Origin of the sequence: Thalassotalea eurytherma (assembly GCF_030161415.1) — a bacterium.
GTDB classification, from domain to species: Bacteria; Pseudomonadota; Gammaproteobacteria; order Enterobacterales; family Alteromonadaceae; genus Thalassotalea_G; species Thalassotalea_G eurytherma.
This window is the reverse complement of sequence record NZ_BSSU01000007.1, coordinates 144,214-165,335: the sequence shown is the minus strand read 5'-3', so window position 1 is coordinate 165,335 and position 21,122 is coordinate 144,214. Positions and strand designations below refer to the sequence as shown.

The following is a 21,122-nucleotide window of genomic DNA, read 5'->3' as shown; positions in this document are numbered from 1 at the left end:
TGCATTGGCTAACCGACTAAAATATAAAGTATAAATGATATATAGGGATTATTCATTCATTGTTAATTTAACTTAAACATTGACTGAATTACAGGCATATTATGATACATTAATTTGACTACCTATTATCGGGGTTAATTAAACGGATTTTCATTATGATGAATAAGAATCTCGCAACTTATATCTTAGCATTAAGCCTGTTTAGCTTGGCTGGCGCGTTATTTCACTTCACCTTGAAAATTGTTGAATTAAGCGAAGTTTTGCCTACTGTTGCCGAAAGTATTAACGATACCTCGAGTAAAATTACGCCAATCACTGAAGAGGTCGCACTTGTCAGGCAAGCTATCCCTGGCATTTTGACTGAAGTCGAACAGGCTAGAGAGCTTGTGCCTACAGTGGTAGGTGAGATGGCTAAAGTTAGGCTGCAAATCCCAGCAATACTTTCAGAAATTCAACAAGTCAGAAACACGGTGCCAAGCATTTTAAAAGAAGTTGCTATGGTTAGACATGTTGTGCCAGATATTCTTACTCGAATTGACAACATTGAGCAGCAGTTACCTGGGATTGTTGTCTCGGTAAATAATTTTTCTGAGCAGTTAGCTCAAACAAATCAACAAATTCCTGATGTTTTAGCTGAAGTTCAAGTCACTCGAGAAAGCATTCCTCCTTTGTTGAGTCGTACAGAAGTGATGGTTGAAAATTTAGGGAATATTGGTAAAACCACAGGCGAAGATGCAGTATATGGTGTCGTCAGAGGTATTTTTAAAGCGCCGCTTAAAGTAGTAGGTGGCTTAGGAAAGGCGATTATTGAGCCGTTTGAAAAAAGCGCCACATGGGTTAACGACCAAGACAAAAAGATTATAGAAGAGTTAGTTCGACAGCTACTGCATGATGAGAGTGCTAGTGTTTATGAAAAAAGAAATGAAACGAACAGAAACTTAAACAGAGTATCACTTGCCGAGACTAAACGAATAAATAGAAAACCATGTAAAATCATTCACGTAGAGGTCATGTCAGCGAGTGGTCTATACGTGGACAATAAAGTCACTTTGTGTCAAAACAAAGATGATACCTGGCAAGTGTACAAATAACATCTAGGAAGTAGCGCTGAATTATCACATTATTCCACTTACTAATGTTTGTTATTTTTCTGACGTTAGTGATGAGGTTGATTTTACAGATGGCGAACATTAAATAGAGTTCAATTATCAGTTTTAAGCTTTATCACCCATCAAACAATACGTGACTACATAAAAGCAGTGCCCAGTTGGCGTTGCTTTTTTTTGTTTTATTTACATATTGAATCTAACAAGATGTGAGTTAGCTGATAAACTAAGGATATTAATGTGTTAATAAGGTAACTCACATGCGAAAGCTCACACTCATTGCAAGTATTGTTCTTGGTAGTGTTTTTTCATTCACAACCACTGAAGTAAATGGACAAAGTTGGCTAGATAAAATGAAAGAAGCCGGCAAAAAAGTTTCAGAAGCATCGAAAGATGCATGGGATGCCACTACTGAATTTAGTGAAGAAGCTTGGAAAAACACGAAAGACTGGAGTAGTGCTGCCTGGGATAAATCGGCAGAGTGGGTTGAAAAAGGTGAAAATGCGGTAGCTGAAATGTTAGAGCCAGAAACACCTGATGAGGCGCGCAATGCGCTTAACACCATGGCTAATGTAAGCTTAGCCAAGCTATTTCAGCAAACTCCTGCGGCAAAAGCTATTTTTGATAAAGCTTATGGTTATGCGGTTTTTGATTCGAGAAAGTTTTCTTTGATGTTTCATACTAATGGTGGCTCTGGTGTTGCGGTTGATAAATCTACCGGCGATAGAGTTTATATGAATATGTTTGGTGCTGGTTTAGCCCTTGGTATTGGTGGAAAGTTTTATCAGCAAGTCATGCTTTTTGAAACTGAAGAGAAATTTAAAACATTTACTTCTGACGCTTGGAACCAAGGCTGGGAAGGCAGTACAGAAGCAGGTGCCGTGATTATGGAAGATTCAGCGGAACTTGGCGCAAAGTTCAGTGATGGCTTAGCCGTTTTTGTATTGAATGATAAAGGTATTTTAGTTGATGCCAACTTAACCGGCAGTAAGTACTGGCTTGACGGCGACCTCAATTAATATGGCTTGATTGCACGCACGTTATTGAAATAACAACATCTTGTTACCTTTTGTTGTTAGTCGGTTTTGTTGTGTCGATAAATTTTACATCGGCCAATGCTTGAACTTTTGTTTTTTGTTAAGTTGTTGTAATTAAGTAATTATTTTAATTTGGCTTGTTTTTTGCTTTGTTAGGTGTAGTAGTAGTAGTGTATCCTTTGATACATGGTAGTTGAGGTAAGTATGAAACAAGTAATTTTAGCGCTTTTCACCAGTATTGTTTTTCTTTTTGCAACGCAAAATGCAACAGCGGGCATTATCACGATAAATTTCGACGCACCTATTAGCGACGACTCTATGGATTTTTCTGTTCCTACAACGTTTAATTTAGATAACGATCTTCCTGGGTTTGAAATTAGATTAACTCATACCGATGGTCTCGCACCAGTGTTACCTAGTGAGTTAGGTCAACTTTATTTAATGGCGTCGGGAAGTGTGGGCACAACATTTCATGCAAACTTCTTAAACCCAGTTAATGGTGATGTTACTGTTGACAGTAGCTTAGCAATGACATCTTTATCGCGTGCCGCTTTTATTATGCAAATGGACATTGGCATCAATTATTTGGGTGTGCAGGGATTAAGTAGTTGTTTAACCTGTTATGGCTTTTTACAAATTGATTTTGACGGTCAAGATGCGTTATTTACTCATTTTGTTTATGAGAGCGTAGCTGGTCAAGCTTTAGTAACAAGTGTTCCTGTTCCTGAGCCAGGTAGTATCGTGTTACTTGGTTTTGCCTTAATTGGCTTAGCTTACACAAAGAAGAAGCGCGCCTAATTAATCGTTTCTTTTGCTAAATCGCTTTGAAAAAAAACGCCTTAGATGAGGCGTTTTTTTATGGTTGTTACTTCGTAGGAATATTACCTAATACTGCGGTTAACAACTGCCAATATTGTTCAACAGTCGCTATTTCTACTTTTTCATCTGGTGAATGGGGGAATTTAATCGTAGGGCCAATCGAGACCATATCCCAGTTTGGATAAGCCGTTTTGAATAAACCACACTCAAGACCTGCGTGAATCACCATGATTTCTGGTAGCTTATTAAAAATACTTTGGTAAGTATCACGTACCACCTGCATAATGGCTGAGCTTGTATCTGGTTTCCAGCCAGGGTAGGCGCCACTAAATTCAATTTTCGCACCGGCGAGTTCGAATGTAGATTGCACCATGGTTTGTGCATCATCACGGCCATCATCATGTAAGCTTCTAATTAATACGAGGGCGTTAAATGTAGTGCCTTTTGTGCGTAACACACCTAAATTTGACGATGTTTCAACAATACCTTCAATATCGTCACTCATGCGAATCACACCGTTGGTACAAGCATTTAATGCGCGTAAAACTTGCAACTGACTTTCTAGTTGCCAACAAGTATCAAAGGTTTCAGGTGAAATTAATGTCATCTCGATATCAGGCTCTACGCTTGATAAACTTGTTTTAATTGTTGAAAGGTGCTCAACAATCAATGCTTTTAATGCCTCGACTTTGCTTTCTTCTACTACAAAGCTTGCATTAGCTTCACGAGGAATAGCATTACGTAAACTACCACCATTTAATTCCGTTAATTGAATACCGAATTTGTTGGTTGCTTCTAGAAGTAATCGAGTAATTAATTTATTGGCATTTGCGCGACCGGTGTGAATATCGACACCCGAATGACCACCTTTTAATCCGGATAAGGCAAGATTAAATGATAGGTAATTTTTTGGCACTGTCATTGTTTCTAGTTTGAAGGTCGCACTGCCATCGATACCGCCAGCGCACCCCATGTAAACTTCACCTTCTTGTTCTGAATCAGTATTAATGAGGATATCGCCGTCAAGCCAGCCAGCCTCAAGACCAAAGGCGCCCGTCATGCCAGCTTCTTCATCAATCGTTACAAGTACTTCAAGTGGTCCATGCTCAATATTATCACTGGCAAGTACAGCCATAGCTGATGCCAAGCCAATACCGTTATCGGCACCTAGTGTTGTATCGGTTGCTGTTACCCAATCACCATCAACATAAGGCTGAATAGGATCCGTTAAAAAGTCATGCTCTGTTGACGCGTTTTTCTGCGGCACCATATCCATGTGTGCTTGTAAAATTACGCCACGTCGATCTTCCATACCGGGTGTTGCGTCTTTCTTTATAAAAAGATTACCAACCGCATCTTCTTTGACAGACAACCCAAGCTCTTTGGCCCAAGATTGAATCCATGCTGAGATACGTTGTTCATGTTTTGACGGATGAGGGATTGAGCAAATTTTTTCAAAAATTTGCCACAATTTATTCGGTTGAAGTTGTGAAAGTTGGCTCACATAAACTCCTTAAATTTGTTTCTATTATCCCAATAAAGATTAGCACGTAACCAAAAGGGTGTTAGGGTCTGTTGATGAAAGATCAACAGCCCCTTGTAAGTTGAATTATTTATCGGCTAATAAAAATAACCATTGTTCGCTAAAGTCTTCACTTGGTTTTTTTGTAAAACCAGAACGAACGTATTGGCTAATTTTACCTTCACTAAAAGATACTAATATATTAGCTAACGCTTGTTCGTTTATGGTAAAGCCTTTGCCTTCACGCAACTTACGTTCACGTAATACTTGCTTATACTGTGATTCTAATTTTTCAAAGAACTGATGAACACGAATGCGTAAACGTTCATTCTCACCCATTAAAGCGTCACCCGTTAAAATGCGGCACATTCCTGGGTTGCGCTCGGCAAAAATGAGTAACACGTGAGTAATATGATGGCAGCGGACAATCGCTTCTTTATGATCAGTAAGTATTAAGTTGATGCGAGAAAATATTGATTCTTCAATAAATTCAATAAGGCCTTCAAACATACGAGCTTTAGATGGGAAGTGGCGATAAAGTGCCGCTTCTGAAACGCCTACCTCTGCAGCAAGTTTCGCTGTGGTGATACGCTGTCCTGGGCTTGTTTGAAGCATTAGAGCAAGGCACTCTAAGATTTGTTGTTTTCTACTTGTTTTTGGTGTTGCAGACATAAAGTGACTTCAAAATGTTTGTGATTAAATCGCGTTAATCAACGACTAAAAAGAACACCCATTGTAGCGTGAACCTTCCGGATTGCCAATTTATATATCGTTAGTTTGTAGGTGCTTACTTACGTGCTACTTTTTGTTTTGTTTGACAATAAGAGAAACAAGTTGTTCAGCTACTTGGCCTTTGCTCGCTAAACTGATGTCAAATTGCTCTGTTGATGTAAACACGCTCAAAGCATTGTTGTCGCTGTTAAACCCTTGTCCTTCAGCAGATACGTCATTTGCTGCAATCATGTCTAAATTTTTACGAGCAAGCTTATCTTTTGCGTAAGTAGCAACATCTTGTGTTTCTGCGGCAAAGCCGACCGTAAAAGGTTTACTGGCTAATTTAGCTACATCGGCGACAATATCTGGATTTTTGACCAAGTTAATTGTCATCTCATCGTTTGTTTTCTTGATTTTCTGATCTGCTACCTGTGCAATACGATAGTCAGCAACAGCAGCACAGGCAATAAAAACATCAGCTTGTGGCGCAAGTGCTAGTGCTTGCTCGTGCATACAGAGGGCACTTTCTACATCGACTCGTTGGCAGCCATCAGGTGTGGGAAGAGTAACTGGGCCAGAAATTATGGTGACATTTGCGCCCAATTTACTGGCAGCACTTGCTAGCGCATAGCCCATTTTACCTGACGAATGATTGCTAATATAACGGACTGGATCGATAGGCTCCCTTGTTGGGCCAGCCGTGATAACCCAATGCTGGCCTTTCGCTAGCTCTTTTGCGTATAAAGTTGAACTTTCAAAGTGTGATAAGCAATGGTTAACTAACGCTGGTACATCTAACATGCGACCTAAACCCACATCACCGCACGCCTGATCACCTGAGACAGGTCCCCAAATAGGGTGCTGACGTTTAACTATAGTAGATAGGTTTTCTTGTGTTGCCTTAGCGTGCCACATTTGCTGGTTCATCGCAGGAGCAATGGCGACAGGAGCACTTGTTGCTAGGCATAAAGTTGATAACAAATCATCAGCTAAGCCATGAGATAATTTAGCTAACATATTAGCGGTCGCTGGTGCGACAAGGACTAAGTCTGCCCACTTCGCTAGCTCTATATGACCCATTGCTAGCTCTGCGGCAGGGTCGAGCAAACTTTCTGAAACGGGGTTTGCAGAAACCGCTTGTAAGCTTAGCTCTGATACGAAGGCTTTAGCACTTTGGGTTAATACAACGCGAACATCTGCGCCGTGATCTTTTAAACGACGAACAAGCTCTGGTGCTTTGTACGCAGCAATACCACCTGTTACACCTAAAAGAATTTTTTTGCCCTGTAAAACTGCCATAACCTGCTAATCTTAATCATTAATAATGCAATAGCTTATCATTATAATCGATAATACACAGCACTTGTCTAGGAAGGATAGTTGCAAACATGGAAAGGTTAGCGTCTTGGCCGCAAAATGAGCGGCCGCGAGAAAAGTTACTTCAATATGGTGCTCATGCATTAAGTGATGCTGAGTTACTTGCCATTTTCTTAAGAACCGGTACAAAAGAGCATCATGTGGTCAATCTTGCTCGTCAGTTACTTGTCCAATTTGGCAGTATTTCTGGCGTGTATCAAGCCAGTCAGCAGCAGTTTTGTCAAACCCATGGATTAGGCGCGGCAAAGTATGCGCAATTGCAAGCCTGCTTAGAAATGACCAAGCGGTATTTGGCTGAAGACCTAGAGTCGGGTCAAACATTATCCTCAAGCCAAAAAACAAAAGACTTTTTACACGCTCAACTTAAACATGAGCCTAATGAAGTTTTTGCCATGTTAGTGCTTGATAACCAACATCAAGTAATTTCTTTTGAAAAGCTGTTCTTTGGAACGATTAATGCTGCTGCAGTGTATCCTCGCGTAGTGGTTGAAAAAGTCTTGAGCTTGCACGGTGCTGCCATCATCTTATGTCACAATCACCCAAGTGGTGTTGCTAGTCCAAGTGGTGCCGATTTACACATCACGAATCGTATAAAAAGCGCGATGACATTGTTAGACATCGACGTACTTGACCATATTATCGTTGCTGGTAGTACCACATACTCATTTGCTGAGCATGGCAATATCTAGAAAAATAACTTGCTATCTCAATAAAGGATCACTAGGTTTTATAGAGGGAAATTGTCATTTGCAAAAAATTTAGGAGTATGAATGGTTGAAAATGACGAAACAAATGAGCGCCGGCAGCATATCAGGTTAGATATGGAAGGTGAGCTCGTTGAGTTGCGTTGGCAACACCAAGCGCAAGAAATGGAAGAGCAATGCATTTGTTTAGATATTTCTCGGAAGGGGATTAAAGTCAGTAGTATCAATAAGATTGAACTCTACACGCCCGTTGAAATGAACTTAACCCTCCAAAAGGATCCTCCTGTTTATATTAAGGCACGCGTGATTCGAAGTGTTAACCGAGATGCTAATTATGAGATTGCCTTGCTGTTTCAAGATTAGTCGTTGTAAATAAGGATAAGTACTATGTTGATATTGGTTGGTGGTGAAAAAGGAGGAAGCGGTAAAAGTTGTTTAGCGCAAAACCTCGCAGTCTATTTTGCTAGAGATAAAAAGGCGATTGTCTTGATGGTTGATTGTGACCCTCAACGAACAACGTCTGATTGGATTCAAGCCAGAAATACCGATCCAAGTTTGCCGGCAATTAATTGTATTCAACTTTACGGTAAAATTCGCAATGATTTACTTAGCTTGGTGCAACATTATGACTATGTGATTGTTGATTGTGGTGGCCAAGACAATCTAGCACTGAGAGCGGCCATGTCAGTTGCCGATCACGTATTGATCCCCTTAAGGCCGAAACGTCGTGACTTGAAAACAGTACCACATATGGAAGATATGCTAAGTACCTGTAAAATGGTCAATCCTAAAATGTTGGCGTCATTTGTTATTACCCAGTGCCCTGCATTACCTACCCAAGCAAAGCGTATTTTAGAAGCGAAGGAAGTGTGTGAGTCATATGGTATTAACGTATTGAATGCTGTGACCTTTAACCGAAATATTTACGATGATAGTGAAGAAAAGGGGTCGTCAGTAGTTGAAGTTGATCCTGAAGGTAAGGCTGCGCAGGAAATTATTGCTATAGCCGAAGAAGTTTTAGCTATGAAACCGGACAATAAGCATGAGTTTAACTGATCTTAAAAAGTCTGCAGTTAAACGAAAGGATGCGAAAAAAGCTGTTAATGTCGATGATTTTATAGAAGACGCGCTCAATTACGCTAAAGGTAAACCTCAAGTGGTCAGTGCGTCATCTTCAGCTTCTATTGCTGTGAAAAAAGTGAAGAAAAACTATCGACATGCTACCTTCACTTTAAATGAGCAAGCCATTAATCAACTGCAATATCTCGCCGACGAAACCAAATTAGCGAAGTCTCATATTATTCGTATTCTGCTTGATAGTGACGAAGATAAAACCCTTAAAGCAAAATTGATCCAGTTACTAAAGAAAGATTAATGGCATATTCGGGTTTAAATTCGACATTGTGGTGTAAAAAAGTACTGAAATAGACGTATATTCCCACCGTTTGTTGTTGTTTTTCTAGTCTTACGGCCTTGTTTTTACTGGCTTTCATAATTATAACGTAGGAAAATGTTATTTAGGCTAGCATTACCCTCTAACTTTCCCTATAATATGCCACCTTTTTCGGGATCCTTCGGCGACGGCCGCGGGTGAAAAATAACTCGAGCTGAAATTAATTTTGGAGTGACATATGTCTAGAGTTTGTCAAGTTACTGGCAAAAAACCAGTCGTAGGGAACAACCGTTCTCACGCAAGAAACGCGACTCGTCGTCGTTTCTTACCTAACCTTCAATCTCACCGTTTTTGGGTAGAGAGTGAAAACCGTTTCGTTAAATTACGCCTTACTCCTAAAGGTATGCGTATTATCGACAAGAAAGGCATTGATGCAGTATTAACTGATATCCGTGCTCGTGGCGAAAAGATCTAAGGAACCACCATGCGTGATAAAATTCGTTTAGTTTCTTCTGCTGGTACAGGTCATTTTTATACTACTGATAAGAATAAAAAGACTATGCCAGAGAAAATGGAAATCAAAAAGTTTGATCCTAAAGCACGTAAGCACGTGATGTACAAGGAAGCTAAAATCAAGTAATTGATATTAGTTTTAAAAGGCCCAGCAAATTGCTGGGTTTTTTTATGCCTAAAATTCAGTATCATGCTTGTACATGTTGTAGGGGATTTTAATGATAAGACTATCAAGAGCTGGCTGGAATAACGTTATTATCTATGCGGTGATGGCATTTATTCTATTGATTAACATGACGCAAAATAAGCAAGAGCAAGCGAGCGAGCAGTTAATTTCGTCAGTGAGTTTAATTGAAGATCACGAAATTATCTTAACCTTAACGGTTAATCAGTTAGTGTCAATTGAGCGCATTGGGCAAACATGGCGTTCATTGCCCAATGTTATTGCTGGTCAACCTTTAGAACAAATGATGTCCACGTGGCATGATGTGGCATTGCAATCCATTGACAAGCCAGAATATTTCGATAAAGCAAAGGCGACGATTGTTTCTGCTCTTATCGCCGGACAAAGTGATTTATACTATTTCATGTTATTGCCTACACCAGATGCGCTATTGGTTGTTAAGCAAACACCGAGTGGTGAAACATATTGGTTTCAAGGTGAACGTCAGCTATATCAGCAGCTGTTACCGGTAGCTGTTCTACAAACGCAAGAGGTCTATTAAATGCCAGAGTTACCTGAAGTTGAAGTCTGTAAATTAGGTATTTTGCCGCATATCAAAGGCCAGCAAGTTGATGACGTTGTTGTTCGGTTCTGGCAGCTACGGTGGCCAATTCCAGAAGACGTTTTAACCTTGAAAGGCCACAAAGTATTAGATGTTCAGCGTCGCAGTAAATATTTAATGTTGATTTTTGATACGGGTACCTTATTGATACATTTGGGTATGTCAGGCGCCATTCGCGTGATTTCTAATGATGTTGCGCCAATCAAACATGATCATTTCGATTTGGTTTTTAAAAATAAAAAAGTATTGCGATTAAATGATCCGCGAAGGTTTGGCGCTGTACTTTGGTTACCTGAACATCAGGATATCGATGGTGTTTTAGCTAAATTGGGACCCGAACCACTTAGTGATGAATTCAATGTAGATTATTTAATTGAGAAAGCTAAAGGGCGAAAAACACCCATTAAAAACTTCCTAATGAATAATCCTGTTGTTGTCGGTGTTGGCAATATTTACGCAAATGAAGCGCTATTTCTTTCCGGTATTTTACCGACAACGCATGCTGGCGATATTAGTAAGCGCAGATTAAGTATTCTTGTTGATACCATTAAAGCTGTGCTTGCGGCGGCAATTACTCAAGGTGGTACGACGTTAAAAGACTTTACTCAAGCAGATGGTAAGCCAGGTTATTTTGCCCAGTCTTTAAATGTTTATGGGCGTGGTGGAGAACCGTGTTTAGTCTGTGATACTGAACTTACAGAAATTAGGCAATCAAATAGAAGCTCTGTTTATTGCAAAAAATGCCAGAAAAAGTAATTGAAGAGTCTTGCGAATTGGCAACATGAGCAGTGCTAAGGTCGCTACTCATGTTTTATGAAGTGATTGGTTTATCTCTTTAATGCGCCATCAATGGCTTGTTTAACGATAGGGTCAACGAACTGACTCACATCACCGTTATGTAGGGCGACTTCTTTAACTAAGCTCGATGAGATGAAAGAGTTTTCTTCGGCAGGTGTTAAAAAAACACTTTCTAAGTCAGGACTCAAACGTCGGTTCATATTGGCAAGTTGAAATTCATATTCAAAATCAGAGACTGCCCTTAAGCCTCGAATTAAGACAGTCGCTTGATGAAATTTGGCAAAATCAACTAATAGCCCACTAAAACCAACAACCGTTACATTGGGCAAATGTTGTGTTATTTGTTCAATAAATTCAACACGTTGCTCAAGTGAAAACAATGGCTTTTTACTAGGACTTGCTGCCACACCAACAATCACTTCATCAAATAGCTTGCTACCGCGTGTGATTAAATCGGTATGGCCGTTAGTTACAGGGTCAAAGGTACCCGGATAAATAGCTTTTACTGGCATAATTTCAACATTATTTATGATTTATTAGGTTATTGTAAATGGCCGTCGTAAATTTGCCTAGTCTGATTCATTAGCTAAATGACATACCGAGCTTTTCCAGTGATGCCATCATGTGCTCATTAATTAAATTTAACGCTTTGAATGGGCGAACCATCACTTTAAATTCAATGATTTTGCCTTCGCTATCAAAGGTGATCATATCTATGCCGTTGACAAAAATACCATTAATTTCTGTCGTAAACTCTAAGACAACTTTTTGCCCTGTTTCAGGCTGAGCGTGTGCTTCAGTAATATAGGTAAATGTATCATTTAAAAAAGTATGGAAAGCAGCGGTAAGGTACATTTGAACCATTTTCTTTCCTGCTATTTGTCGATGGATAACAGGGGAGTGTAAAACAGCGTTATCAGCAATTAATTCAGATAGTGCGCTTAAATCACGTGACTTCACCACTTGGTGCCATTGTTCGATCATTATTCTTATTCCATTTTTATAGATAGTTTTATTATAGTTATTCTTATTATCTAACAGATGTCAAGATTAAGTTGATGACGTAAAAACTCTATATTTGATAATAGTTTGCTAATTTTTCCGTTAGGTATTTGTAATGTTTGAAAAAACTAGGACTTAAAGTATTTGCTCGAAAACACTTCCGTTTTATGAAGTTTTGATAGTATGATAGAAAAATTCGAGGTTGTGAGAGTAGACGAGTATTATGAAAACGCGGGATAAAATAATTCAAGCCAGTATTGATTTATTTAATGAGCACGGAGAGCGAAATGTTACAACAAATCATATTGCTGCTCACCTAGGTATAAGCCCGGGTAACCTGTACTATCACTTCCGTAATAAAGAAGACATTATCCTGTCTATTTATGAAGAATACGCACGTAAACTTCTGCTTGATACGTTTCCTATTGCCTCACCAGATATTGAACCGCTTGATGCAATTATCAACTACATGGATACAGTATTCCAAGCAATGTCTCGCTTTAGATTCTTCTACGCTAATTTACCTGTGTTGCTTGATAAGAACCCAAGCCTGCGTGAAAAATATGTAGAAGTTCAAGAGTATATTAGTAAGCAGGTAAGTGATTTATTAATCTCGCTACGCGATGTTGATATGATTGCCTTTGAAGATGAAGAATTACCCGATTTAGTTAGTGTTTTACGTATTGTGAATACTTTCTGGCTTAGCTTCTATCAAACCCAGAACTTAAACCCTGAGATTGATTCTTCGGTATTTTTTGAAGGTGTTTTGAAAATATTTGCCTTGATTCGACCATATACCACACCAAAAGCATTACCTGATTTTATTAAAGCCCGTGATCTTTATTTAAAGCGCCAAGAGGAAATGCTGACAGTCGCTTAAGTAGCGCTGTGGTAGCCACTTAGTAGTGATTGCCAATCAGATTCTTGCCAATAAAACTCGCTCAGGCGAGTTTTTTCTTTTCTAAATGAGCGTAATAGCCGATCTAAATTATCTTGTTGCCAGCCTTTATCTATAGGTTTCTGTTCCCCTCTATCAAAATCGATGAGCCAAACCTGATTTTGATTGTCGAGCAAAATGTTATGACAGTTTAGATCATCATGGTAGATGCCATGTTGATGAAAGTCCTGAATGGTTTTACCAATAAGTTGCCATTGCTCAGCTGATATGGTTTGTTTTTTTAGTATGCCGACAACATCTTGACTGTGTTGAATGCGTTCGGTAATTAAATCTGCTTGATAGGTCAAGGCATGCTTTTTAATACCAATTGCAATAGGCGCAGGGCAGGGTAATTGTAGAGCTTGCATTGTTACTAATAAATCAAATTCCCTTTTTGCACGGGTTTTCTCTATCCCTAAATAAATATACTTATCTTTGATCAGTTTGCCGATTAATCCGCCGCGATAATAGTGTTTTAAAACCCACGCTTGTTGTTGATAGTCAATAAAATAGGTTGTGCCTCTACCTTGCGCAGTTCCTACAATTGCCTGTTGTGATTGCCAATATTTGGAATTAAAAATGTCTACGCTTGGCTGATCAATCTTATTGGCATCATAAGCGAAGTAATATGATGAAGAGTCAATCACTACTAACTGACAAGGTTTTAGATTTGCACTTGGCTTCAAAATAATTGCCTTATATTTCTATTCTGCGCCTATTGTGGTGATTCCTTAATGCTGGGTCAATGGCTTCTCACCATTAAGGGTATTCAAGCTATAGATTCTCCCCCTGTTATCGGTATTGTTAATGGCAAATATCAGTACTCAGCAACTTGTCACTCATATTGATGAATTGCAATAGGATCCCTATCAAGATTTAACCTGATATTTTCAATAAATTAGCATCAAAAAATGATTTTATAATGGTTGGTTTTTGCTTGCGCCAGATCAATAAATATTCTGCTTTGCTCGGTATTATTAACTTAACAAGTATCATTGATTAGGGGTAATAAGATGTCTATTGAAAAGCATGATCTACACCACGAATTCCCAGAGTTTCATGATGAAATTCACGACTTAAAAATGAATGACGCACATTTTGCACGTTTATTTAATGAATATCATGATGTAAATAAAGAAGTGATTCGCATCGAAGAGGGTGTTGAAAACACGACTGACGAATATTTGGAGCAACGCAAGTTTAAGCGATTAAATTTAAAAGATAATTTATTCGTGATGTTAAAAAAACAAAAAGCAAAAGCGTAAACTCACAATCTTCTCTCTAAAGTAAGTTATAGCTATATGGGGCTGTTGCCCTCGACAATAATAATAAAACCATTGACCAATATTTGAAGTTACTTCAGGTATTGGTCTATTTTTTCTAATGTTGTTGCCAACGCGCCCTGATTTTCATCGACCACTTTTCTTGCGTTGTCACCTAGCGATATACGTCGTTCTTCATCTTTAAGCAAATATCCTAGATGGTTAGCTAATTGAGCAGCATAATCTCGATCACCTGTTAGCTGCACTATGCTTTGGTTTTTCGCCATTGTTTGCATAACGTCTTTAAAATTAGACATATTAGGGCCAACAATAATCGCTTTGTGGTAAAAAGCCGGCTCAAGTGGGTTGTGACCACCAATATGGCTAAAGCTGCCACCCATGGTCACAATGTCGGCTAAGGCAAATGCCGCCATAAGCTCACCTAAGCTATCAAGTAGCCAAATTTGATGTTCAGCTAATACAGTTGATTGTTCACTGCGCCTGACGGTCTGATAGGTTTGTTGACATAAATTGGCTATATCATTAAAACGCTCAGGATGCCTAGGTACGAGAATAAGTAATAAATCGGGTTGTGCTTCTAATGCTTGTTGAAAAGCATTCAATATTATTTCTTCATCGCCAGGATGGGTGCTGGCAACAAGCCAAATAGGGCGTTTATTTTGTAAATATCCAGCGAGCTCTGCTTGCTTTGCAATGGTTTGGTCTGTGAGTCTTATGTCGTACTTCAAATTGCCTGACACAATAGTTGTATCACCATCTGCGCCCAACGAGAGAAAATTTACTTGGTTGTCTTGGCTTTGACACAAGATATCATCAAAGCTTTTCAAGCATGGAGTAATCAGCCATGTAAGCTTACGATAGCTTTTCATTGAGTTATCCGACAAACGACCGTTAATGAGCTGTAGTTTAATCTTTCTGTTTTTAGCTTGAGCAATTAAGTTAGGCCATAATTCAGTTTCCATGACGATTAAACTGCTCGGTACTAATTTATTTAAAAAGAGGTGTGTTGATAGTGGATTATCAATGGGTAAATAACAATGCTGAACACGATCGCCAAAATGTTGTTTAACTTGCGCTGATCCTGTTGGAGTAAAGGTTGTAAAGGTGATGATTTTTGTTGGATGTAGGGCAAGCAGCTCAGTTACTAAGGGTTTTAATGCTAATACTTCACCTACGCTGGCAGCATGAATGACAATGCCATTTTTTTTAAAGTGATTAGGTAAAAAACCAAGTCTTTCTGCAAGTCGCGCACGGTAGGCCTTATGATTTATTGAGCGAATGAACAATGCCAACAATAAGATCGGCGTTAGCAATAAAATGACGATGCGATAAGCAAAAAGCGAGAGTTGGGCGTTCAAAAATAACTCTTGATTGGTAACTAGTGATTAATCAACAGTATAACTAAGTCTGGTAGGTATCAACAAGCGAGAAAATGTCACCGAAACTTGCTAGCATTTGCTATTATTGCATTAACTGGCAATCAAGGTTAACAAATTTGTATTTTAGTAGAGTTCTCGAATACTGAGATACATGATTTTTATATTAATATAGCGTAAAATTCCGAAAATCTGGGTTATTACAAATTATTTACAACGAGGCGGCTATGTCATCGAATTTTTATCAGTATATGCAAGGTCAAATTGATCAGGTTAAAGAAGAAGGCTTGTACAAAGACGAGCGTGTTATTACAACAGCACAACAAGCTGCCATTGCCGTTAATTCTGGTGAGCAGGTTATTAATTTTTGTGCCAATAACTACTTAGGTTTAGCAAATCACCCTGCATTAATTGAGGCCGCGAAAGCTGGCTTAGATGATCATGGTTTTGGCATGGCATCAGTTCGTTTTATTTGTGGTACACAAGATATTCATAAAACATTAGAGCAGAAGTTAAGCGACTTCTTGGGGATGGAAGATACCATTCTTTATTCATCGTGTTTTGATGCTAATGCCGGTCTTTTTGAAACGATATTAGGGCCTGAAGATGCCATCATTAGTGATGCGTTAAACCATGCATCGATTATTGATGGTGTGCGTTTATGTAAAGCTAAACGTTTCCGTTACGCAAACAACGATCTTATTGAACTAGAAGCGAGTTTAAAAGCCGCTGATGAAGCGGGTGCCCGTTATAAGTTAATCGCGACAGACGGCGTATTTTCGATGGACGGTGTGATCGCTAACTTGAAAGGCATTTGTGATTTAGCCGACAAATATAACGCCCTTGTTATGGTTGATGATTCACATGCCGTTGGTTTTGTTGGCGAAGAAGGTCGCGGTAGCCACGAGTATTGTGAGGTTATGGGGCGTGTCGATATCATTACTGGTACGTTAGGCAAAGCAATGGGCGGTGCATCTGGCGGTTATACTTCAGGGAAAAAAGAAATTGTTGAATGGTTAAGGCAGCGCTCTCGTCCATACTTATTTTCGAACTCACTAGCACCGGCAATCGTTAGCGCATCAATCCGTGTACTCGACTTACTCGCGCAAGGCGGTGAGTTACGTAAAACATTAAAAGACAATGCTCAGTATTTTAGAACGCAAATGGAAACAGCAGGTTTCACTTGTGCTGGCGCAGATCATGCGATTGTTCCTGTGATGTTAGGTGACGCTAAAGTAGCGAGTGAAATGGCTAATCGCTTATTAGCTGAAGGTATTTACGTAATTGGCTTCTCTTTCCCGGTAGTACCAAAAGGTCAAGCGCGTATTCGTACACAAATTTCAGCCGCTCATACTAAAGCGCAGTTAGACAAAGCCATTGAAGCCTTTACCCGCATCGGTAAAGACATGGGTATTATTTAGTACGTAAAGACAGGTATTTTTAGATGAAATCATTAGCTAAATTACACGCCAAAGAAGGCATTTGGATGACTGATTCGCCCAAGCCTAAAATGGGTCACAATGATTTATTAATTAAAATTAATAAAACGGCAATTTGTGGTACAGACATTCATATTTATAACTGGGATGAATGGTCACAAAAAACGATTCCTGTGCCTATGGTCGTAGGTCATGAGTATGCTGGCGAAGTTGTTGATATGGGCCAAGAAGTCAAAGGCTTTTCGGTAGGCGATCGTGTGTCTGGTGAAGGTCATATTACTTGTGGTCATTGCCGTAATTGTCGTGGTGGTCGCACACACTTATGTCGAAATACGGTAGGTGTAGGTGTAGATCGAGAAGGCTCATTTGCTGAGTACCTTGTGATTCCCGCTTATAATGCATTTAAATTACCTGATGAAATTTCTGACGATTTAGCTGCGATCTTTGACCCATTTGGTAACGCTGTTCATACTGCATTATCATTCGATTTAGTGGGCGAAGATGTTTTAATTACCGGCGCAGGTCCAATCGGCATAATGGCCGCTGCAGTGGCCAAGCACGTTGGTGCGCGCCATGTGGTGATTACCGACGTCAACGAGTATCGATTATCGTTAGCGAGAAAAATGGGTGCAACGCGCGCTGTAGATGTTAGCAAGGAAAAGCTATCAGATGTTATGGCTGAACTAGGTATGACTGAAGGTTTTGATGTTGGCCTTGAAATGTCTGGTGTACCAATGGCATTTACCGATATGTTAGAGAATATGAATCATGGTGGTAAAATAGCCATGTTAGGTATTCCAGGTAACGATATGGCCATTGACTGGAGCAAGGTGATATTTAAAGGGCTGACGATCAAAGGTATTTATGGTCGTGAAATGTTTGAAACTTGGTACAAAATGGCGAGTTTAATTCAATCAGGTTTAGATTTATCACCAATTATTACGCACCACTACTCGATTGATGATTTTCAATCAGGTTTTGATGTGATGCGCTCAGGACAATCTGGCAAAGTTATTTTAGATTGGACAAGTGAAAAATCGTAATTCGTTATAACTCGTAAAAACCTTTAAAAAAGGGGAGCCTAGCTCCCTTTTTTAATATACTGTTAATCATAATTTTGAATTTTTAGGTGATGTAATGTCCTCAACTCCCGCTGATACTTTTCAACATATTACTGCCGACACGTTAAAAACACGTTTGGTAAATGAAGAGGTTGTTATTGTTGATATTCGTGATGCAAATGCATTTGCTAATGGTCGTATTGATCACGCGCTGCATTTAACCAACGACAACTTAGGTGACTTCATCCGTGATGCAGACCTTGATAAACCAACGGTTGTTTGCTGTTATCACGGCATTTCTAGCCAACAAGCAGCACAATTTCTTGCCAGTCAAGACTTCTCAGATGTCTATTCTTTAGATGGTGGTTTTGAGATGTGGCAAACAATGTGCCCAGAGCAGGTAGAAAAATAATGATGAATGCTGAATTAACACCACTTGTTGAAGTTAATCAGCAAAATATTGCCTTGGTGTTTTGTGACTATTTGAAAAGCAAAAAGATTGCGGCTCAAGTAGCGCAATCAGATAAGGGTTATGTGATTTTATGTGATCGAGAATTGCATGATCACGCAAAGGCACTGTTTGAAGCCTTTATTCAAAACCCTCATCACGATAAATATCAGCAAGCTGCTTGGCATCAAGGCAAGGTCACAGAGCTTACTGATTCAAATGATAATTTGCTGACTGTTTTTAAACGTAATTTTCTAGCACATGCAGGTATGGTGACCTTAACGGTGTTCATCGCATGTTGGCTTGTTTATGGGCTTAGTGTTTTTGGCTTTGCCATGGATATGTTTAATAGTTTGAAGTTTTATTCGTCTTTGTCTGTCGAAAGCGTTCTTTCAGCTCCTCACCGTTTGTTTACGCCAGCATTGTTTCACTTTTCCCTGTTACATATCGCATTCAATACAATGTGGTGGTGGCAACTAGGTGGTGCAATTGAAAAAACGCAAGGTATACGCCATCTAGTACTCGTTTTTTTCGTTAGCGCTATTGTGTCTAATGTCAGCCAATTTTATGTATCCGGCCCTAATTTTGGTGGTTTATCTGGCGTTGTTTATGCTGTTGTTGGTTATGTTTGGTGGATGGGCTATTTAATGCCAGAAAAAGGACTGAATTTATCTAAGCCGGTGATCGGCATGTTACTGGTTTGGTTATTACTAGGTTTTGTCGACTTACTGCCAGTGAATGTGGCTAATACAGCACATTTAACCGGCTTGCTCAGCGGTTGCTTTTTAGCTTATTTGTATTCGATAAGACATAAGCAAGCACAGAACAAGTAAAAACAAAAAAGGCAGCTTAACAGCTGCCTTTTAGTATGATTTGGTTTAACAGCCCCTAATTATCTAACCATTGAGTAAAAAGTAATTTCTTAACTAATGGCTGGCCTGTTTCTTTCGATAGTAATTCTTTGACGCGATCTTCACACAGTTTTTGAATTTCGCTACGACCACGAATAGATTTAATTTTTTCTTCTGGTTGCTGTCCGATTACCGTAATAATCGCGTCACGCAATAATGGCGAATGATGCTCAACTAATTCTAAGTTTGATGTGCCTTCAATCATTAGCTCTACTGTTAGTCGTACAAAGCCCATTTTCTTTTGAGAAGAAACATAGTTAGTCACTATATCGGGTTCAAAGCCGTAATACGCATATTCAGCCGCTTTGGCAGAGGTTAGGCAGGATAATAGTAACAAACAAGAAATCAGTTTTTTCATAATCTAGAAACTTTGTTAACTCATGATAATAATGTGGATCATAACCTGATTTAACGCAATGGTCAGGTACTATTTACATCTAATGCTCATTAACTATCGGCAAATAGGTGTTATGCTTTAGCTAAATTGCGCATCCATTTCTTCTGTAATACTCGCCATAAAAACAGGAAGGATTTAGTTACTTCCTCTGAGTATGCTGCTAGCGCTACCCAAAATAATGGTAAATTCAGGTGGAAAGCACAGTAATAGGTTAATGGAATACTGACAATCCACATACCGATGATATCGATATAAAGACAGGCCTTGGTTTCGCCTCCTGCCCTTAACACTCCCATCGCTAGGGTCATGTTGGTTATTTTGATCCAAGCGCCTAGACCAATAATTAAGAAAACATCACTTGCAAGGGTCAAAGTTTCAGCTGGTAAATCAGCAAAAGGAATGAAAACCCAAGCCTTTGCCATGTAAAGTAAAACGCCCAGTGCAAGGCCTACCATTGGCGCTAGTGTAATAAAACTTCGTGCCGTTACCCAAGCTTCATCATATTGATCTGCCCCAAGCTTTTGCCCAACCATGATTGCGCAGGCACTAGCAAAACCAAAAAATAAAGAAATATACATGCCCTCAATAGGTGACAATAGGCTCATAACAGCCAATTCCTTTGTACCCATTTGGCCATAAATTAGTTGGTAGACAAATGTACCTAATGACCAAACGCCAAAGCTGAACATCATAGGCCAGACTATTTTAAGCAGTTTCCACCAAGGCCCTTTTTGAGAAAGAAGTTTGATGTCATCCATGTGTGGAACAATTGGGTGTAGTACTTTGATCAGTACATAAATGAGAATTAATAAATGTATGGCTCTTGATATTGTTGTTGCAAGGGCTGCGCCATCTACACCGAGCGCAGGTATCCCCAAGCCACCGTTAATTAACCAATAATTTAGTACTATGTTGATGGCAATAGCAATGGCGCTTAATACCATAGGTAGCCGAACTTGATTAATACTTCTTAAGGCGTTCTCTAACACCATAATAACGGCAATTAAGCACAGGCTTGGCATGGTGATCCATAGGTAACTTTGCCCTAAAGCTATTACCTCACTATCTTCACTACCAATGGCGATAACATCGTCGGCAAAATAGAAAAAAGCGATTACGATCGGAATCATGGCGAAGACGCCAATAAATGCCCCCATTAATACGGTGCGTCGAATTTTTTCCTGCTGTTGGGCCCCCCAATATTGAGCGACTAAAATGCCAACACCCCAAGCAAGCCCCATAATTATGACCAGTACGACAAACTGAATACGGTTACCTAAGCCAACAGCAGCAACGGCAGCATCGCCAAGATGACTGACCATCATCACGTCTACCATACCCAATAGGGTAATGAGCGTGTTTTGCAGTGAAATAGGCCAAGCCAGCTTTAAGCTCGCTTTTAGAGAAGCAGTGTTCAGCCAAGACATGTAAAGAAACGTCTCCAGAAAAATTCGGTTAATATAAAGGTTGGTGTCGTAGACTCAGATTTTCAGACTGTTA

The 21,122-nt window shown here is 39.4% G+C and carries 26 protein-coding genes; 17 read left to right on the top strand and 9 right to left on the bottom strand.

The genetic code is table 11. From position 1 onward, the window contains the following. Positions 1-155: 155 nt before the first annotated feature. The 3 genes from QQK02_RS08190 to QQK02_RS08180 all read left to right on the top strand — a co-directional run bounded on the left by QQK02_RS08190 (position 156) and on the right by QQK02_RS08180 (position 2,941). Complete coding sequence (locus QQK02_RS08190) at positions 156-1,091, top strand: hypothetical protein (protein WP_284207510.1); 936 nt, start codon at positions 156-158, stop codon at positions 1,089-1,091. Between the two features lie 275 nt (positions 1,092-1,366). Continuing rightward, the gene (locus QQK02_RS08185; RefSeq protein ID WP_284207509.1) at positions 1,367-2,125 is read left to right on the top strand and encodes a YSC84-related protein; all 759 of its coding nucleotides are present in this window, start codon (positions 1,367-1,369) and stop codon (positions 2,123-2,125) included. 222 nt (positions 2,126-2,347) lie between these two features. Continuing rightward, positions 2,348-2,941: a PEP-CTERM sorting domain-containing protein gene (locus QQK02_RS08180; RefSeq protein ID WP_284207508.1), complete on the top strand. Its 594-nt coding sequence runs from the start codon at positions 2,348-2,350 to the stop codon at positions 2,939-2,941. A gap of 67 nt (positions 2,942-3,008) precedes the next feature. Here the strand turns inward: QQK02_RS08180 and QQK02_RS08175 are convergent, their stop codons facing one another. The 3 genes from QQK02_RS08175 to coaBC all read right to left on the bottom strand — a co-directional run bounded on the left by QQK02_RS08175 (position 3,009) and on the right by coaBC (position 6,497). Then, entirely contained in the window at positions 3,009-4,466 is a 1,458-nt protein-coding gene (locus tag QQK02_RS08175) for an aminoacyl-histidine dipeptidase (protein ID WP_284207507.1), read from the bottom strand. A gap of 105 nt (positions 4,467-4,571) precedes the next feature. Next, a complete protein-coding gene (slmA, locus tag QQK02_RS08170) occupies positions 4,572-5,156 on the bottom strand; it encodes a nucleoid occlusion factor SlmA (RefSeq protein ID WP_284207506.1) in 585 nt (194 codons plus the stop codon). Between the two features lie 126 nt (positions 5,157-5,282). Then, complete coding sequence (gene coaBC, locus QQK02_RS08165) at positions 5,283-6,497, bottom strand: bifunctional phosphopantothenoylcysteine decarboxylase/phosphopantothenate--cysteine ligase CoaBC (protein WP_284207505.1); 1,215 nt, start codon at positions 6,495-6,497, stop codon at positions 5,283-5,285. An 89-nt stretch (positions 6,498-6,586) separates the two neighbouring features. Between coaBC and radC the strand changes: the two genes are divergently transcribed. The 8 genes from radC to mutM all read left to right on the top strand — a co-directional run bounded on the left by radC (position 6,587) and on the right by mutM (position 10,726). Further along, positions 6,587-7,264: a RadC family protein gene (radC, locus tag QQK02_RS08160; RefSeq protein WP_284207504.1), complete on the top strand. Its 678-nt coding sequence runs from the start codon at positions 6,587-6,589 to the stop codon at positions 7,262-7,264. Positions 7,265-7,345: 81 nt separating this feature from the next. Further along, complete coding sequence (locus tag QQK02_RS08155) at positions 7,346-7,642, top strand: PilZ domain-containing protein (RefSeq protein ID WP_284207503.1); 297 nt, start codon at positions 7,346-7,348, stop codon at positions 7,640-7,642. Positions 7,643-7,666: 24 nt separating this feature from the next. Continuing rightward, the gene (locus QQK02_RS08150; RefSeq protein WP_284207502.1) at positions 7,667-8,335 is read left to right on the top strand and encodes an AAA family ATPase; all 669 of its coding nucleotides are present in this window, start codon (positions 7,667-7,669) and stop codon (positions 8,333-8,335) included. After that, positions 8,322-8,654: a replication protein RepA gene (locus QQK02_RS08145; RefSeq protein WP_284207501.1), complete on the top strand. Its 333-nt coding sequence runs from the start codon at positions 8,322-8,324 to the stop codon at positions 8,652-8,654. Before QQK02_RS08150 ends, QQK02_RS08145 begins: the two co-directional genes overlap by 14 nt. Positions 8,655-8,910: 256 nt before the next feature. Beyond that, complete coding sequence (rpmB, locus tag QQK02_RS08140; RefSeq protein WP_284207500.1) at positions 8,911-9,147, top strand: 50S ribosomal protein L28; 237 nt, start codon at positions 8,911-8,913, stop codon at positions 9,145-9,147. 9 nt (positions 9,148-9,156) lie between these two features. Then, positions 9,157-9,312, top strand: a complete 156-nt coding sequence (gene rpmG, locus QQK02_RS08135; protein ID WP_044834320.1) for a 50S ribosomal protein L33 — start codon at positions 9,157-9,159, stop codon at positions 9,310-9,312. 91 nt (positions 9,313-9,403) lie between these two features. Next, positions 9,404-9,910 carry a hypothetical protein gene (locus tag QQK02_RS08130; RefSeq protein ID WP_284207499.1) on the top strand — a complete coding sequence of 169 codons (507 nt, stop codon included), beginning with the start codon at positions 9,404-9,406 and terminating at the stop codon, positions 9,908-9,910. Next, complete coding sequence (gene mutM, locus QQK02_RS08125) at positions 9,911-10,726, top strand: bifunctional DNA-formamidopyrimidine glycosylase/DNA-(apurinic or apyrimidinic site) lyase (protein ID WP_284207498.1); 816 nt, start codon at positions 9,911-9,913, stop codon at positions 10,724-10,726. 71 nt (positions 10,727-10,797) lie between these two features. On the opposite strand, the gene coaD is transcribed toward mutM, so the two are convergent. Continuing rightward, the gene (gene coaD, locus QQK02_RS08120) at positions 10,798-11,280 is read right to left on the bottom strand and encodes a pantetheine-phosphate adenylyltransferase (protein WP_284207497.1); all 483 of its coding nucleotides are present in this window, start codon (positions 11,278-11,280) and stop codon (positions 10,798-10,800) included. A 70-nt stretch (positions 11,281-11,350) separates the two neighbouring features. After that, positions 11,351-11,752, bottom strand: coding sequence for a nuclear transport factor 2 family protein (locus QQK02_RS08115; RefSeq protein ID WP_284207495.1), 402 nt, complete (start codon positions 11,750-11,752; stop codon positions 11,351-11,353). Positions 11,753-11,993: 241 nt separating this feature from the next. On the opposite strand from QQK02_RS08115, the gene QQK02_RS08110 reads away from it, so the two are divergent. Then, positions 11,994-12,650, top strand: coding sequence for a TetR/AcrR family transcriptional regulator (locus QQK02_RS08110; protein WP_284207494.1), 657 nt, complete (start codon positions 11,994-11,996; stop codon positions 12,648-12,650). On the opposite strand, the gene QQK02_RS08105 is transcribed toward QQK02_RS08110, so the two are convergent. Next, entirely contained in the window at positions 12,647-13,393 is a 747-nt protein-coding gene (locus tag QQK02_RS08105) for a 3-deoxy-D-manno-octulosonic acid kinase (RefSeq protein ID WP_284207493.1), read from the bottom strand. The genes QQK02_RS08110 and QQK02_RS08105 overlap by 4 nt on opposite strands. Positions 13,394-13,720: 327 nt before the next feature. Between QQK02_RS08105 and QQK02_RS08100 the strand changes: the two genes are divergently transcribed. Further along, positions 13,721-13,972 carry a YdcH family protein gene (locus QQK02_RS08100; RefSeq protein WP_284207492.1) on the top strand — a complete coding sequence of 84 codons (252 nt, stop codon included), beginning with the start codon at positions 13,721-13,723 and terminating at the stop codon, positions 13,970-13,972. A gap of 89 nt (positions 13,973-14,061) precedes the next feature. On the opposite strand, the gene waaA is transcribed toward QQK02_RS08100, so the two are convergent. Beyond that, positions 14,062-15,348, bottom strand: a complete 1,287-nt coding sequence (gene waaA / locus QQK02_RS08095) for a lipid IV(A) 3-deoxy-D-manno-octulosonic acid transferase (RefSeq protein ID WP_284207491.1) — start codon at positions 15,346-15,348, stop codon at positions 14,062-14,064. Between the two features lie 245 nt (positions 15,349-15,593). Here waaA and QQK02_RS08090 point away from each other — a divergent pair, with 245 nt between their 5' ends. From QQK02_RS08090 to glpG, 4 genes are all read left to right on the top strand, one after another. Further along, positions 15,594-16,787 carry a glycine C-acetyltransferase gene (locus QQK02_RS08090; protein WP_284207490.1) on the top strand — a complete coding sequence of 398 codons (1,194 nt, stop codon included), beginning with the start codon at positions 15,594-15,596 and terminating at the stop codon, positions 16,785-16,787. Between the two features lie 23 nt (positions 16,788-16,810). Continuing rightward, positions 16,811-17,848 carry an L-threonine 3-dehydrogenase gene (tdh, locus tag QQK02_RS08085; RefSeq protein WP_284207489.1) on the top strand — a complete coding sequence of 346 codons (1,038 nt, stop codon included), beginning with the start codon at positions 16,811-16,813 and terminating at the stop codon, positions 17,846-17,848. 94 nt (positions 17,849-17,942) lie between these two features. After that, positions 17,943-18,278: a thiosulfate sulfurtransferase GlpE gene (gene glpE / locus QQK02_RS08080; protein ID WP_284207484.1), complete on the top strand. Its 336-nt coding sequence runs from the start codon at positions 17,943-17,945 to the stop codon at positions 18,276-18,278. Then, on the top strand, positions 18,278-19,147 hold the full coding sequence (glpG, locus tag QQK02_RS08075; RefSeq protein WP_284207483.1) for a rhomboid family intramembrane serine protease GlpG: 870 nt from the start codon (positions 18,278-18,280) through the stop codon (positions 19,145-19,147). Before glpE ends, glpG begins: the two co-directional genes overlap by 1 nt. Before the next feature lie 55 nt (positions 19,148-19,202). Here the strand turns inward: glpG and QQK02_RS08070 are convergent, their stop codons facing one another. Next, positions 19,203-19,583: a flagellar basal body-associated protein FliL gene (locus QQK02_RS08070; RefSeq protein WP_284207482.1), complete on the bottom strand. Its 381-nt coding sequence runs from the start codon at positions 19,581-19,583 to the stop codon at positions 19,203-19,205. Between the two features lie 110 nt (positions 19,584-19,693). After that, complete coding sequence (locus QQK02_RS08065; RefSeq protein ID WP_284207481.1) at positions 19,694-21,049, bottom strand: MATE family efflux transporter; 1,356 nt, start codon at positions 21,047-21,049, stop codon at positions 19,694-19,696. Positions 21,050-21,122 lie beyond the last annotated feature (73 nt).

Excerpts from the sequence above, each read along its gene's own strand:
- QQK02_RS08190 (WP_284207510.1), top strand. The coding sequence starts at position 156 with ATGATGAATAAGAATCTCGCAACTTATATCTTAGCATTAAGCCTGTTT.
- QQK02_RS08185 (WP_284207509.1), top strand. The coding sequence starts at position 1,367 with ATGCGAAAGCTCACACTCATTGCAAGTATTGTTCTTGGTAGTGTTTTT.
- QQK02_RS08180 (WP_284207508.1), top strand. The coding sequence starts at position 2,348 with ATGAAACAAGTAATTTTAGCGCTTTTCACCAGTATTGTTTTTCTTTTT.
- slmA (WP_284207506.1), bottom strand. The coding sequence starts at position 5,156 with ATGTCTGCAACACCAAAAACAAGTAGAAAACAACAAATCTTAGAGTGC.
- coaBC (WP_284207505.1), bottom strand. The coding sequence starts at position 6,497 with ATGGCAGTTTTACAGGGCAAAAAAATTCTTTTAGGTGTAACAGGTGGT.
- radC (WP_284207504.1), top strand. The coding sequence starts at position 6,587 with ATGGAAAGGTTAGCGTCTTGGCCGCAAAATGAGCGGCCGCGAGAAAAG.
- QQK02_RS08155 (WP_284207503.1), top strand. The coding sequence starts at position 7,346 with ATGGTTGAAAATGACGAAACAAATGAGCGCCGGCAGCATATCAGGTTA.
- QQK02_RS08150 (WP_284207502.1), top strand. The coding sequence starts at position 7,667 with ATGTTGATATTGGTTGGTGGTGAAAAAGGAGGAAGCGGTAAAAGTTGT.
- QQK02_RS08145 (WP_284207501.1), top strand. The coding sequence starts at position 8,322 with ATGAGTTTAACTGATCTTAAAAAGTCTGCAGTTAAACGAAAGGATGCG.
- rpmB (WP_284207500.1), top strand. The coding sequence starts at position 8,911 with ATGTCTAGAGTTTGTCAAGTTACTGGCAAAAAACCAGTCGTAGGGAAC.
- rpmG (WP_044834320.1), top strand. The coding sequence starts at position 9,157 with ATGCGTGATAAAATTCGTTTAGTTTCTTCTGCTGGTACAGGTCATTTT.
- QQK02_RS08130 (WP_284207499.1), top strand. The coding sequence starts at position 9,404 with ATGATAAGACTATCAAGAGCTGGCTGGAATAACGTTATTATCTATGCG.
- mutM (WP_284207498.1), top strand. The coding sequence starts at position 9,911 with ATGCCAGAGTTACCTGAAGTTGAAGTCTGTAAATTAGGTATTTTGCCG.
- coaD (WP_284207497.1), bottom strand. The coding sequence starts at position 11,280 with ATGCCAGTAAAAGCTATTTATCCGGGTACCTTTGACCCTGTAACTAAC.
- QQK02_RS08115 (WP_284207495.1), bottom strand. The coding sequence starts at position 11,752 with ATGATCGAACAATGGCACCAAGTGGTGAAGTCACGTGATTTAAGCGCA.
- QQK02_RS08110 (WP_284207494.1), top strand. The coding sequence starts at position 11,994 with ATGAAAACGCGGGATAAAATAATTCAAGCCAGTATTGATTTATTTAAT.
- QQK02_RS08100 (WP_284207492.1), top strand. The coding sequence starts at position 13,721 with ATGTCTATTGAAAAGCATGATCTACACCACGAATTCCCAGAGTTTCAT.
- QQK02_RS08090 (WP_284207490.1), top strand. The coding sequence starts at position 15,594 with ATGTCATCGAATTTTTATCAGTATATGCAAGGTCAAATTGATCAGGTT.
- tdh (WP_284207489.1), top strand. The coding sequence starts at position 16,811 with ATGAAATCATTAGCTAAATTACACGCCAAAGAAGGCATTTGGATGACT.
- glpE (WP_284207484.1), top strand. The coding sequence starts at position 17,943 with ATGTCCTCAACTCCCGCTGATACTTTTCAACATATTACTGCCGACACG.
- glpG (WP_284207483.1), top strand. The coding sequence starts at position 18,278 with ATGATGAATGCTGAATTAACACCACTTGTTGAAGTTAATCAGCAAAAT.
- QQK02_RS08070 (WP_284207482.1), bottom strand. The coding sequence starts at position 19,583 with ATGAAAAAACTGATTTCTTGTTTGTTACTATTATCCTGCCTAACCTCT.
- QQK02_RS08065 (WP_284207481.1), bottom strand. The coding sequence starts at position 21,049 with ATGTCTTGGCTGAACACTGCTTCTCTAAAAGCGAGCTTAAAGCTGGCT.